Here is an 11,699-nt window from a genome sequence, read left to right as displayed (position 1 = left end):
GGTCGGCCTTGGGTTTCGGCGGTTCGACGAACTGGCTCAGGATCTCGACGGGAATCACCACTTCGGCGGCCCGGCGCAGCAGGCCGCTTTGCAGCGCCCACAACGCGGCGCCGTGAAACAGGATCACGCCGCCGGCAATGACGACAGTGCGCGACAGGCCAAGAAAGGAGGGAGGGGGGGCAAAGCGGTCAGACACGATCAACCATTCGAATGCGGGCACTACAAATCGTGCCCCGATTGCAGCAAAACCGCTACAGAGACGCTACTTGCGAAAAATCCACCAGACAGAGCCGGCGACGAGGATCAGGCTGCCGCCGAGAGCCGAGACGAGTTCCATGCTTTGCTTTCCTTGATGGAGTTGGCAAGCTGGATCGCTCTCGGCGCCGATTCGCAGTTCAGGGCGGCGACCGGGTGAGAGACACTGCACTGCGCCACGATGTCGCGGGCACAACCTTCACACTGGCCACACTGGGTGGCCACGCCGAGTTCGAACTGGACTTCGTCGAAAGTCATGCCCGCGCGCACGTGACGTGCGATTTCACGGTCAGAGACTCGGCGGCAGACGCAAACGATCATGGCGGTGAAAGCGGCAGTTGGCTGGCTGTTGGATGTGACTCATTATAAATAAGAATCCATCGCATTTGCAATCACTATGACTGACATGCCACCGGACTTTGCAAGCCGGTGTTACACCTCGGCCCAGAGCCGCAAGAGGTTGTGATAGTGGCCGGTGAGCGCCACGGTTTCCTCGCATTCGCCCAGGCGGGCGCGCAGTTTCTGGATGGTCTGGTCGAGTTCGAACAGCATGCCGCGCTGGGCGTCGCTGCGCACCATGCTCTGCAGCCAGAAGAACGAGCACACCCGCGCCCCGCGCGTGACCGGGTGCACGCGGTGCAGGCTGCTCGCCGGGTAAAGGATCAGGTCGCCGGCCGGCAGCTTGACCTCGTGCGAGCCGTAGGTGTCGATCACTTCCAGCTCGCCGCCGTCGTAATCCTCCGGATCGCTCAGGAAGAGGGTGCACGACAGGTCGGTGCGCAGCTGCTGGCTGCTGCCCGGCACCGCGCGCACCGAGCCGTCGACATGCACGCCGTAATGCTCGCCGCCCTCGTAGCGGTTGAACAGCGGCGGCACGAAACGCGCGGGCAGCGCCGCTGAGAAGAACAGCGCGTGGCGCGACAGCGCCGCCAGGATGGTCGCGCCGAGTTCGCGCGAGACGGGCGAAGACTCCGGCAACTGGCGGTTGCGCTTCACCTGCGCGCCTTGGTCTCCCACGGTTTCGCGGCCGTCGACCCAGTGGGTGGCATCGAGCGCGGCGCGCATCTCGCGCACCTGGTCAGGGCTCAGCACGTCGGGCACATGCAGCATCATTTCGGTGAACTCCACAAGAAAAAAGCCCCGGCGCAGGCCGGGGCTCGAGTGTCGCACCGCGCCTGCCGCAAGGGCCGGCACGGAGGCGACGCGGTCGTCGGGATCAGAACGCGAAGTTCGCGGTGATCTTGGCCGAGCGCGGGATGCCCGGCGTGTAGCGGTAGCCGCTCTTGTTGATGGCAGCCGCGTACTGCTTGTCGAACACATTGGCGATGTTCAGCTGGATGTCGACGTTCTTGTTGATGCGGTACGACGCCATGGCATCGAACACCCAGTAGGAGTCGATGTAGGCCGGCGTGCCCACGGCGCCGTCGGTGCCGCGGTGCAGCTTGCCGTTGTAGCGCGCGCCGCCGCCGACCGTCAGGCCGAACGGGAACTGGTAGGTGGTCCAGGCCGTGAAGGAGTTCTTCGGCGTGTAGGTCAGCACGTTGGTGCCGTCGGCGGTGACGTTGGGGCCGCTTTGCACCTTGGTGTCCATCGTGGTGAAGCCGGCGCTCATGCCCCAGCGTTCGGTGATGGTGCCCGCCACGCCCAGTTCGATGCCCTGCACGCGCTTCTTGCCGCTCTGGTAGTACAGCGCGGTGTTGGTCGGGTCCTGCACGACTTCGTTGCTCACGTCGGTGCGATAGACCGCGCCGGTCAGCGACAGCTTGTCGTCCAGCACGTCCCACTTCGTGCCGACTTCGAAGGTCTTGGCCTTCTGCGGCAGGAAGTCGGTGCGCGCCGCGCTGTTGCCCGTGCCGGCGGCCGACAGCGAGAAGTTCGCGCCGCCCGGGGGCTGGGCCGAGGTGCCGTAGGCCGCATAGATGCTGCCGTTCTTCGCGGGCTTGTAGACCACGCCGATCTTGCCGGTGAACAGGTTGTCGGAGAGCTTGAGCGACGAGGGCACCAGCGTGCCGACCGGCAGGCCGGGGTTGGTCGTTGCGGTCGACAGCGTCGCGCTCTGGAACGAGGTGCTGTAGTGATCGAAGCGCAGGCCGCCGGTGATCTGCCATTGCTCGTTGAGCTTGATGGTGTCGAAAGCGTACAGGCCGACCGTGTTGGTCACGCCCTTGCTGTCGGCGCCGCTGAGCATGCGGTTGTAGCCGTTCACGTACGGGTTCGGCGCGTACAGGTTGGCCACGGGCCATGCGCCGTTCTGCACGACCTTGCCGTTGAACGTGGCGCCGGGGCTGAAGTAGCCCAGGCTCGACTGCTCTTCACGGATCAACTCGACGCCCGCGCTGAGCGAGTGGCTCAGGCTGCCGGTGTTGAACTTGGCGGTCACGTTCGTCTGGTTGACGAAGATCGTGTTTTCCTGGTTCTTGTTGGTCGGCAGGTTGCGCGTGGTCGTCCAGGTCGACGGCAGGCCCGGGATCGGCGTGCTGAGGAACGCGGTGTTGCCCGAGGGCGGCGGGTTGCCGTTGGTGCCCAGGCCGCCGAGCATGAACGCCGTCAGCATGTAGTCCTGCTTGGTCTTGCCGTAGCGGGTCGTGTTGCGCAGCGTGATGTCGGGCGTGAAGTCGTGCTCCACGCGCGCCGTGAACATGTCGGCCGTCACCTTGTTGAAGTCGTAGACGGTGCCGTAGAAGTTCTTCGGATCGACCGGCGCCGCGTAGTTCAGGAAGCTGCGGCGACGTGCGCCGAGAGCGACCGGGTCGGGGTTCGAATAGCTGGGCAGGCCGATGGTCGGCACGCCGCCGTCGGGCACGTTGTCCTGGTCGACGTGCAGGTAGTCGAAGTAAAAGCGCGTGGGCGAATTCAGGCCGAGTGCGATCGAGGGTGCAATGGCCGTGCGCTTGTTCTTGACGAAGTCGCGACCGGGCACGCCCGAGTCTTCCATCGCCGCATTCAGGCGGAAGGCGGCGCCGATGCCATTGGCGCTGCTGAGCGGCTTGTTCCAGTCGATGCTGCCGCGCTTGTAGTCGGCGCTGCCGAAACCGAGCGAGCCCAGGAAGCTGTCTTCGAGCTTCGGCTTCTTGGTGACGAGGTTGATGTAGCCGGTGGGCGAGGTGCGGCCCACGTCGGTGCCCGACGGGCCCTTCACGACTTCGACCTGCTCGATGTTGAACATGTCGCGCGAGACCGAGCCCAGGTCGCGGATGCCGTCCACGAAGATGCTGCTGGAGCTGTCGAAGCCGCGCATGAACACGGCGTCGCCGGTGTTCGTGTTGCCGTTCTCGCCCAGGAAGAACGTGCCGACGCCGGCGGTGTTGCGCAGCGCTTCGGTGAGCGTGGTCGCGCCCTGTTCGCGAATGATCTGTTCCTTGATCACCTGGATGGTCTGCGGCGTGTTCACCAGCGGGGCCGTGAACTTCGGGTTGGCCGAGGTGTCGGTCTTGTAGTCGGCGGCGCTCGAATCCTGCACGCGGACTTCAGGCAGGGCCCGCCCGGTCTGGGCAAAGGCGGCAGGGGCTGCGATGGCCAGCAGCGTGGCTGCGGCGGCACCCGAAAGGTGAGGAACGGCGCGTGCGACGGCGTGTTTGCGGCTCTTGATATAGGCCATGTTGTTTTCTCCAGAAAGGGCGGGCGGGCAGAGCTCGACTGGCTGGGTCCGGGCGACGCACTCTCGGGGAGAAAAAGGGCGGCAAGACTGGCTGGGTGAGCTGATCTGCGAAGGGTTTTTGCAAATCGATGCAAATGATATTGCTTCTCAATACCAAGGTGCTCAACTGGCCGCTTTTAACCAGAAAGTTTCGCTCGCTCCGTTGCCGGCGCGCAACTGACGAGGCCGCGCGGGCCGTTCAATAGACGTCGCGGCGGTAGCGTCCGCTGGCCGACAGCTCGGCCCAGAGGTCGTCGCCGGCGATCTGCCGCAGCGCTGCGTCGACGCCCGATGCCATGCCCTGCAGGCTGCCGCAGACATAGACGGCGGCGCCATCGCGCAGCCAGGCTTGCAGCGTGTCGGCCACCTGCAGCAGGCGGTGCTGCACGTAGAAGCGCTCGGCCTGGTCGCGCGAGAACACCATGTCGAGCCGCGCGAGCGTGCCGTCGGCCTGCCAGGCTTCGATTTCCTGGCGGCAGAGGAAGTCGTGGGCGGACTGGCGCTCGCCGAACACCAGCCAGTTGTCCTTGCGGCCGGCCGCGGCGCGCACGCGCAAGTGGGCGCGCAGGCCGGCCAAGCCGGTGCCGTTGCCGATCAGGATCAGCGGGCGGTTCTCGTTGCCCTCCAGCCGGAAGCCGCGGTGCGGCCGCAGGCGCAGCGCCACGGAGTCGCCGACCGAAAGTGTCGAGGTGAGCAGGCCCGACGCGGCGCCCATCGAGCCGTCGGGATGCTGTTCTTGCCGCACGAGCAGTTGCAGTTCGCCGTCGGCGGGCAGGGAGGCGATCGAGTAGTCGCGTGGCCGCGCCGGATCGCTTGCGATTGCGACCTGCACCAGGTCGCCCGAAGCCCAGTGTGGCAGTGCGCCGGCTTGCGGCGTGAGGCCGAGATGGAAGACCGGGCTGCCCGTGCTGCCGGCGTTGAGCAGTTCGCGCCGCGTGAGCCGCCAGGGCGCGAAGCTTGCCGGGGCGTCGTCGCCGCCCTCCGGCGCATCGCCCCAGCGGGCGTGCCAATCGGCGAGCGCGGCGGGGTCGCTGTTGTCGACCTCGATGGGTTCGAAGTCGCGCACGGCGCCGGCCGTGTGAAGCCACGCGTCGAGCGCGCGGCCGAAGCCGCAGAAGTGGGTGTACTGGCGGTCTCCCAGCGCCAGCACGGCGTAGCGCAGCGATGGCAGCGCCAGCGGCGCGCCCATCACGCGTTCGGCGAACACGCTGGCGCCGTCGGGCGCATCGCCTTCACCGTAGGTGCTGGCCACGAAGAGGGCGCGGCGGGCCGAAGCCAGCGTGGCGCTGTCGAGGGCGTTGAGGGCCATCACGCGCACGGCCGTGCCCGCCGCGCGCAGCCGCCGCGCGGTCTGCCACGCGATGGTTTCCGCCTGGCCGGTCTGGCTGGCGAACAGCACGAGGGTGGGCGACGCCTGCGCGCCGTCACCGGCCGACAGGGCCGCGGCTTCGCGTGCGGCCGTGGCCTGCAGCCGTCGCTGGCGTGCGTAGATGCCCAGGCACAGCGCGGCATAGGCCGTGACCGTCGCGCTGGCCCCCAGCGCTCGCCACAGGGTCTCGGTCATGCGCTTGCCTGCGCCTGCCACGCGCGCGTGGCCTGCTCGGAGAGCGACCCGTCGTCGGCGCGGGAGATGAACAGGGCCGCGATGTCGCGCTGCTGCGCGAAGGCCAGGCCCTCGTCGGGGCCGAGCACGGTCAGCACGGTGGCGAGTGCATCCGCCTGCATGCACTGCGGGTGCAGCACGGTGACGCTGGCCAGCGCATGCGCCACGGGCTCGCCGTCGCGCGGATCGATCGTGTGCGACCAGCTGCGGCCTTCGATGGCGCGCCGGTGCCAGCGGTCGCCCGAGGTGGCCACGGCCATGTCGGCCAGGGCGATGCGTTGCGGGGGCGGCATCTCGGTATCGACCTGCACCCGCCACGGCGCGCCGCCGGGTCGCCGGCCGATGCCGCGCAGCTCGCCGCCGATTTCGAACAGCAGGTCGGTGAGGCCGAGCGCGCGCAACGCGTCGACGCCATGGTCGACTGCGAAGCCCTTGGCGATGCCGGACAGGTCGAGCTGCACGCCGCCGGGTTGCAGCAGCGTGTGGTTGGCCTCATCGAAGGTCAGCCGTTGCCAGCCGACGTTCGAGTGGATCGCGGCCAGCGCGTCGGGTGAGGGCAGGGCGTTGTCCTGTGACGCTGCGGGGCCGAAGCCCCAGCGCGCCACCAGCGCACCGACCGTCGGGTCGATCGCGCCGCCGCTGGCCTGCGCCCACGCGAGAGCGCACTGCATCACCTGTGCGAATTCGGCAGGCAGCGCATGGCGCGAGCCCGCGGGCGCGGCGTTGAAGCGGCTGATGAGGGAGCTTGGCTCCCAATGGCTCATCTGCGCGATCACGCGCGCGAGCGCGGCCTCGACCGCCTCGCGCACCTGTGCGAGCGGCAGCATCCGCGGGTTGTCGAAGCGCAGTGACCAGGTCGTGCCCATCGTCTGCCCGCCGAGCTGCTGGAGGCTGGCTGGATCGGCGGGGCGGGGAACGGCCGCGTTGGCGTAGCCGCCCGCTAGCCAGGTGCTGAAGGAAAGGCCCAAGGAAAAACGCAGGGTCAGGGCATCACTTCCAGGGTGGCCGCGTAGCTCAGGCGGCGTTCCTTGGCTTGCGGCACGGTGGTCTTGCTGTCCTTGGTGCTGGCGTCGAGCCAGTACATCCCGGCGGCCGGCCAGGTCACGCTGAACTGGCCCTTGTCGTCGGTCTTGAGCTTGAGCTCGTCGAGCTTGTCGCGGTACTGGGTGTTGCCGGCGGTCACGGTCACTTCGAGGTCCTTGGCGGGCTTGCCGTCCAGGTGCAGCGTGAAGGTGGCCTTCTCGCCCTTGGCCAGGTCGGTCGGGCTGCCGGCGGCAATCAGTTCCAGGCCCTGGCCGATGGGCTTGAGCGCCGAGGGCTTGCCGACGGTCACGAAGGTCTCGATGCGGCCGGCCGATTGGGTGATGGTCACTTCCTGCGCATCAGCCGGGATTTCCTTGGCGATGGTTTCGGCCGTGCCGCGGGCGCGCTTGTTCTGGCCCGTGGCCTTGTCCTTCCACGCGGCGAACGCGCCGTTGTTGACCACCGCGATGCGGTAGGTGCCTGGCTGCGCGACGTTCACGTCGAACACGTTGCGCAGCTTGAGCTTGGCCTCGGATTCCGGCTTGACCGTGCTGCCGTCGGGGGCGGTGATCTGCAGGCCGTCCAGGCGCAGCGGCGCATGGTTGGCAACGAACAGGTCGTTCGACACGGCGGCGTCGACGCTCACGGTGTCGGCCTTGGACAGCACGGTGGTCGAGGGCAGCAGCCAGGCGTTGTGCGCCTGGGTCACGGAAGCAACGGCCGACAGGGCGAGGGCGAGGCCGGCGGCGCGCAGGGTGAAGCGGGTCATGGTGGTCCTTGGAATGAGTGGGCGGGCGGAGTGGGTGGCGGCGGCGTTCAGGGCTTGAGTTCGAGCTTGATCTCGCCGAGCTCTTCCTTGCCTGCCGCGACCGGCTGCGCGGCGGCGGTGGGCGGCCACTGGAACGGGATGGTCACGACCTCGCGGCCGCCGACTTCACGGGCGGCTTCCACCACCAGCTTGTAGGCGCCGGGAGCGAGCTTGGGCATCGCGCCCGAGCCTTCGGTGAAGCTCAGCTGGTGCTTGCCGGCGGGCTTGGAGGCGCCGGTCACGCCATCGACCGGCACCGCCAGTTCGCGGCCGCCGCGGCGCCACCACTGGCGCATGTCCTTGAGCCACTTGGTGCCTTCGCCCTCGGGGTTGTTGGTCTTGGTGCGCACGTCGTACCAGACCGCCAGCGTGCCGGCCATCGTGCTGTCGGCGCGTTCGATCCAGGTCGCCACGTAGGGGCGGTGGTACTCCGACACGTTGAGCCGGGGAATCTCGATGTTGACCGACAGGCCGGCGGCAATGGCCGGGGCCGCGAACAGCGCCGACATGGCGATCGGTGCGAGCGAGTAGCGAAGGTGCACGGGAAAACCTCTTTCTTCCTGAATCAGCAAAGACAACGCACGGGCCGATCCGTCGATCGGATCGGTCAGTGAATGAACAGCAACGCGAGCAGCACCGGCACCACCAGCCCCATGCCCACCATGGGCCAGGTGAAGGGGCGGTTGCCTGCGTGCATCTTGAGAATGAACAGCCCGGTGACCGAGAAGACCAGCGTGGCGGCTGCGAAGATGTCGATGAACCAGCTCCAGGCCGTGCCGGTGTTGCGGCCCTTGTGCAGGTCGTTGAAGTAGGAGAGCCAGCCGCGGTCGGTGCGCTCGTATTCGACCTCGCCCTCGGGCAGGCTCAGGCGCAGCCAGGCGTCGCCGCCGGGGCGGGGGAGCGAGAGATAGATTTCGTCGTCGGACCACTCGGCTTCGCGGCCGGCGGTGTCGATGTCCCATTGCTTGCGCAGCCAGGCCTGCAGTTCGGCGGGCAGCGGGGCCTTCCCTTGCTGAGCCTTGGCGGCCGGCAGCTGCTGTTCGAGGCGGGCGCGCAAGGCGTCGTCGACCGTGCCGTTGTGCGTGGTGACGACCGGCTTGGCCTCGATCTGGCCCGCGTGGTTGAGTGTGAAGCCCGTGACGCTGAACAGAATCATCCCGACGAGACAGATGGCGGAACTGACCCAATGCCACTCGTGGAGGGTCTTGAGCCAATAGGCGCGGCGGCGGTTGTCGGAACGGGCGGGGGCAGTCATCGAAAGCGCGAATTGTAGTCGCGCGAATGAGAATGACTGCTATTCAGTGGCTATGAAGTTAAGTAAAGAGCAATAAAAAACGGGGCCGAAGCCCCGTTTGTTTGCAATGCCGTGGCAGCGTTGCGTTGTGCTTACTCGAGCTCGCCCACTTGCAACTGCAGGTAGTTCTGCAGGCCGACGCGGTCAATCAGGTCGATCTGCGTCTCGAGGAAGTCGATGTGCTCCTCGGTGTCGTCCAGGATCTCTTGCAGCAGGTCGCGCGAGACATAGTCGCGCACCGATTCGCAATGCGCGATGCCGTCCTTGATGGTCGCTTGCGCGCCGGTTTCGGCGCCGAGGTCGCAGCGCAGCAGTTCGGGCACGTCTTCGCCGATGTTCAGCTTGCCCAGGTCCTGCAGGTTGGGCAGGCCGTCGAGCATGAAGATGCGGTCCATGAGCTTGTCGGCGTGCTTCATCTCGCCGATGGATTCCTCGTATTCCTTCTTTGCCAGCTTGTCCAGGCCCCAGTGCTTGAGCATGCGGTAGTGGAGGAAGTACTGGTTGATCGCGGTCAGCTCGTTCTTGAGCTGCGCCTGCAGGTGTTCGATGACTTTGGGGTCGCCCTTCATGATTATTTTCCTTGTTCTGAAAGCGGTGATTGTCGGAGGGGCGAACACGCACTTGCAAGCAAACCCATGCTGCGCCGGTCTGCATGCGTGTGATGGTGATACACGTTCGTATTGACCTGACGCAAGGCGATGCGCGAGGCGATGGCAAACATAGCGGGTTCCAATACTTTCAATAGTTGATATCTATCAAAAACGATATATTGGTAGTTATACTCATGGCTCACGCTTATTTTTCCAACCGCAGCATCCAAGGAATCACATGTCCCTGATCAACACCGCAGTCCAACCTTTCAAGACCCAGGCTTACCTCAATGGCAAGTTCATCGATGTGTCCGACGAGACGCTCAAGGGCAAGTGGTCTGTGCTGATCTTCATGCCGGCGGCCTTCACCTTCAACTGCCCGACCGAAGTCGAAGACGCGGCCGACCACTATCCCGAGTTCCAGAAGCTGGGTGCCGAGGTCTACATCGTGACCACCGACACGCACTTCTCGCACAAGGTCTGGCACGACACGTCGCCGGCCGTCGGCAAGGCCAAGTTCCCCCTGGTGGGCGACCCGACCCACACGCTGACCAACGCGTTCGGCGTGCACATCCCCGAAGAAGGCCTGGCACTGCGCGGCACCTTCGTGATCAACCCCGACGGCATCATCAAGACCGCCGAAGTGCACTCCAACGAAATCGCCCGCGACGTGAAGGAAACCCTGCGCAAGCTGAAGGCAGCGGTCTACACCGCCGAGCACCCGAACGAAGTCTGCCCGGCCAAGTGGAATGACGGCGACAAGACCATCGCTCCGTCGTTCGACCTCGTCGGCAAGATCTAAGCGCCCCGCGCAAAGCCCGGGCGCTCACGAGGCCCCGGGCTTTTTTGTCCCCAGTTGATAGTTTCCAGTTATCGAAAGAGAGTCCGCCATGCTTGACGCCAGCACCAAAGCCCAATTGAAGAGTTACCTCGAACGCGCCACGCAGCCGATCGAGATCGTTGCCTCGCTCGACGACAGCAAGGCTTCGGGCGAAATGCTGTCGCTGCTGAAGGACGTTGCCGAAGTCTCGCCGCTGGTCACGCTGACCGAAAGCCGCGACGACAGCCACCGCAAGCCCTCGTTCTCGGTCAACCGCCCGAGCGAAAACCACGGGCCGCGCTTTGCCGGCCTGCCGATGGGCCATGAATTCACGTCGCTGATCCTTGCGCTGCTGCAGATCGGCGGCTACCCCCCGAAGGTCGAGCAGGCCGTGCTCGACCAGATCAAGGCGCTCGACGGTGATTTCGAGTTCGAGATCTACGTCTCGCTCACCTGCCACAACTGCCCCGACGTGGTCCAGGCGCTGAACCTGATGGCCATCCAGAACCCGCGCATCCGCACCACGATGATCGAGGGCGGCACCTTCCAGGACGAAGTGAAGGAACGCCAGATCATGGCCGTGCCGACCGTGTTCCTGAACGGCACCGAGTTCGGCCAGGGCCGCATGAGCCTGGAAGAAATCCTCGCCAAGATCGACACCAGCGGCGTCGAGCGCGAAGCCGCGAAGATCGCCGCCAAGGACGCCTTCGACGTGCTGATCGTCGGCGGTGGCCCCGCCGGTGCCGCTGCCGCGGTGTACGCCGCACGCAAGGGCATCCGCACGGGCGTCGCCTCGGAGCGCTTCGGCGGCCAGGTGCTCGACACGCTGGGCATCGAGAACTTCATCTCGATCAAGGAAACCGAAGGACCGAAGTTCGCCCACGCCCTCGAAGAGCATGTGCGCGACTACGACGTCGACATCATGAACCTGCAGCGCGCCAAGGCGCTGGTGCCCGGCAAGGACCTCATCGAGGTGCAGCTCGAAAGCGGCGCCTCGCTCAAGAGCAAGACCGTCATCATCTCGACCGGTGCCCGCTGGCGCAACATCAACGTGCCCGGCGAGCACGAGTTCAAGAGCAAGGGCGTGGCCTACTGCCCGCACTGCGACGGTCCGCTGTTCAAGGGCAAGCGCGTGGCGGTGATCGGCGGCGGCAACTCGGGCGTCGAGGCGGCGATCGACCTGGCCGGTATCGTCGGCCATGTGACGCTGATCGAGTTCGACACGCAACTGCGCGCCGACGCCGTGCTGCAGCGCAAGCTCAAGAGCCTGAAGAACGTCGACATCTTCACCAACGCGCAGACCACCGAGATCACCGGCGACCAGAAGGTCAACGGGCTGGTCTACAAGGATCGCGCATCGGGCGAGCTGAAGAAGGTCGAGCTCGAAGGCGTGTTCATCCAGATCGGCCTGGTGCCCAACACCGACTGGCTCAAGGGCACGGTCGAGCTGACGAAGCACGGCGAGATTGTTGTCGACGCGCGCGGCCAGACCTCGGTGCCCGGCGTGTTCGCGGCGGGTGACGTCACCACGGTGCCGTTCAAGCAGATCATCATCGCGGCCGGTGACGGCGCGAAGGCGGCGCTCGGTGCGTTCGACCACCTGATCCGCACGACGGCCCCTGCGTGAGTAAGTCTTAAGTGCCTGAAGTTGTGAAGATGAGAATTATTC

Annotated in this window: 12 protein-coding genes and 1 pseudogene; 3 read left to right on the top strand and 10 right to left on the bottom strand. The window is 66.0% G+C overall.

Going from position 1 to position 11,699, the window contains the following annotated elements; translation table 11 throughout:
* The 4 genes and pseudogenes from AC07YS_RS22240 to AC07YS_RS22225 all read right to left on the bottom strand — a co-directional run.
* Positions 1-220: pseudogene (locus tag AC07YS_RS22240) on the bottom strand (energy transducer TonB); the annotation flags it as partial.
* 83 nt (positions 221-303) lie between these two features.
* Complete coding sequence (locus tag AC07YS_RS22235; protein ID WP_062473051.1) at positions 304-576, bottom strand: (2Fe-2S)-binding protein; 273 nt, start codon at positions 574-576, stop codon at positions 304-306.
* Between the two features lie 111 nt (positions 577-687).
* Positions 688-1,368 (bottom strand): Fe2+-dependent dioxygenase, encoded by a 681-nt coding sequence (locus AC07YS_RS22230; RefSeq protein WP_070059743.1) that lies wholly within the window; start codon positions 1,366-1,368, stop codon positions 688-690.
* 103 nt (positions 1,369-1,471) lie between these two features.
* The gene (locus tag AC07YS_RS22225) at positions 1,472-3,853 is read right to left on the bottom strand and encodes a catecholate siderophore receptor Fiu (protein WP_495267999.1); all 2,382 of its coding nucleotides are present in this window, start codon (positions 3,851-3,853) and stop codon (positions 1,472-1,474) included.
* Here AC07YS_RS22225 and AC07YS_RS22220 point away from each other — a divergent pair.
* Entirely contained in the window at positions 3,852-4,073 is a 222-nt protein-coding gene (locus AC07YS_RS22220; protein WP_495268000.1) for a hypothetical protein, read from the top strand. The genes AC07YS_RS22225 and AC07YS_RS22220 overlap by 2 nt on opposite strands.
* An 18-nt stretch (positions 4,074-4,091) precedes the next feature.
* On the opposite strand, the gene AC07YS_RS22215 is transcribed toward AC07YS_RS22220, so the two are convergent.
* The 6 genes from AC07YS_RS22215 to bfr all read right to left on the bottom strand — a co-directional run bounded on the left by AC07YS_RS22215 (position 4,092) and on the right by bfr (position 9,189).
* Positions 4,092-5,456 carry a sulfite reductase subunit alpha gene (locus AC07YS_RS22215; RefSeq protein WP_495268001.1) on the bottom strand — a complete coding sequence of 455 codons (1,365 nt, stop codon included), beginning with the start codon at positions 5,454-5,456 and terminating at the stop codon, positions 4,092-4,094.
* The gene (locus AC07YS_RS22210; protein ID WP_495268002.1) at positions 5,453-6,463 is read right to left on the bottom strand and encodes an FAD:protein FMN transferase; all 1,011 of its coding nucleotides are present in this window, start codon (positions 6,461-6,463) and stop codon (positions 5,453-5,455) included. The genes AC07YS_RS22215 and AC07YS_RS22210 overlap by 4 nt, the downstream gene beginning before the upstream one ends.
* A gap of 14 nt (positions 6,464-6,477) precedes the next feature.
* The gene (locus AC07YS_RS22205) at positions 6,478-7,287 is read right to left on the bottom strand and encodes a DUF4198 domain-containing protein (RefSeq protein WP_492738164.1); all 810 of its coding nucleotides are present in this window, start codon (positions 7,285-7,287) and stop codon (positions 6,478-6,480) included.
* A 47-nt stretch (positions 7,288-7,334) separates the two neighbouring features.
* Positions 7,335-7,835 (bottom strand): DUF2271 domain-containing protein, encoded by a 501-nt coding sequence (locus tag AC07YS_RS22200; RefSeq protein ID WP_174543631.1) that lies wholly within the window; start codon positions 7,833-7,835, stop codon positions 7,335-7,337.
* A gap of 98 nt (positions 7,836-7,933) precedes the next feature.
* Positions 7,934-8,581, bottom strand: coding sequence for a PepSY-associated TM helix domain-containing protein (locus tag AC07YS_RS22195; protein ID WP_062473039.1), 648 nt, complete (start codon positions 8,579-8,581; stop codon positions 7,934-7,936).
* 131 nt (positions 8,582-8,712) lie between these two features.
* Positions 8,713-9,189 carry a bacterioferritin gene (bfr, locus tag AC07YS_RS22190; RefSeq protein WP_062473038.1) on the bottom strand — a complete coding sequence of 159 codons (477 nt, stop codon included), beginning with the start codon at positions 9,187-9,189 and terminating at the stop codon, positions 8,713-8,715.
* 259 nt (positions 9,190-9,448) lie between these two features.
* Between bfr and ahpC the strand changes: the two genes are divergently transcribed.
* Positions 9,449-10,012, top strand: coding sequence for an alkyl hydroperoxide reductase subunit C (gene ahpC / locus AC07YS_RS22185; RefSeq protein ID WP_062473036.1), 564 nt, complete (start codon positions 9,449-9,451; stop codon positions 10,010-10,012).
* An 88-nt stretch (positions 10,013-10,100) separates the two neighbouring features.
* Positions 10,101-11,657, top strand: coding sequence for an alkyl hydroperoxide reductase subunit F (gene ahpF / locus AC07YS_RS22180; RefSeq protein ID WP_495268003.1), 1,557 nt, complete (start codon positions 10,101-10,103; stop codon positions 11,655-11,657).
* The last annotated feature ends 42 nt before the right edge of the window (positions 11,658-11,699 follow it).

It is taken from the genome of Variovorax sp. GW458-11-26-14-LB1, from assembly GCF_059423965.1.
The sequence above is the reverse complement of the archived record's forward strand: the minus strand, read 5'-3'. Positions and strand labels throughout refer to the sequence as shown.

What these genes read in the sequence shown, in the direction of transcription:
- AC07YS_RS22235 (WP_062473051.1), bottom strand. Translation starts at nt 576, where the DNA reads ATGATCGTTTGCGTCTGCCGCCGAGTCTCTGACCGTGAAATCGCACGT.
- AC07YS_RS22230 (WP_070059743.1), bottom strand. Translation starts at nt 1,368, where the DNA reads ATGATGCTGCATGTGCCCGACGTGCTGAGCCCTGACCAGGTGCGCGAG.
- AC07YS_RS22220 (WP_495268000.1), top strand. Translation starts at nt 3,852, where the DNA reads ATGTTGTTTTCTCCAGAAAGGGCGGGCGGGCAGAGCTCGACTGGCTGG.
- AC07YS_RS22225 (WP_495267999.1), bottom strand. Translation starts at nt 3,853, where the DNA reads ATGGCCTATATCAAGAGCCGCAAACACGCCGTCGCACGCGCCGTTCCT.
- AC07YS_RS22215 (WP_495268001.1), bottom strand. Translation starts at nt 5,456, where the DNA reads ATGACCGAGACCCTGTGGCGAGCGCTGGGGGCCAGCGCGACGGTCACG.
- AC07YS_RS22205 (WP_492738164.1), bottom strand. Translation starts at nt 7,287, where the DNA reads ATGACCCGCTTCACCCTGCGCGCCGCCGGCCTCGCCCTCGCCCTGTCG.
- AC07YS_RS22200 (WP_174543631.1), bottom strand. Translation starts at nt 7,835, where the DNA reads ATGTCGGCGCTGTTCGCGGCCCCGGCCATTGCCGCCGGCCTGTCGGTC.
- AC07YS_RS22195 (WP_062473039.1), bottom strand. Translation starts at nt 8,581, where the DNA reads ATGACTGCCCCCGCCCGTTCCGACAACCGCCGCCGCGCCTATTGGCTC.
- bfr (WP_062473038.1), bottom strand. Translation starts at nt 9,189, where the DNA reads ATGAAGGGCGACCCCAAAGTCATCGAACACCTGCAGGCGCAGCTCAAG.
- ahpC (WP_062473036.1), top strand. Translation starts at nt 9,449, where the DNA reads ATGTCCCTGATCAACACCGCAGTCCAACCTTTCAAGACCCAGGCTTAC.
- ahpF (WP_495268003.1), top strand. Translation starts at nt 10,101, where the DNA reads ATGCTTGACGCCAGCACCAAAGCCCAATTGAAGAGTTACCTCGAACGC.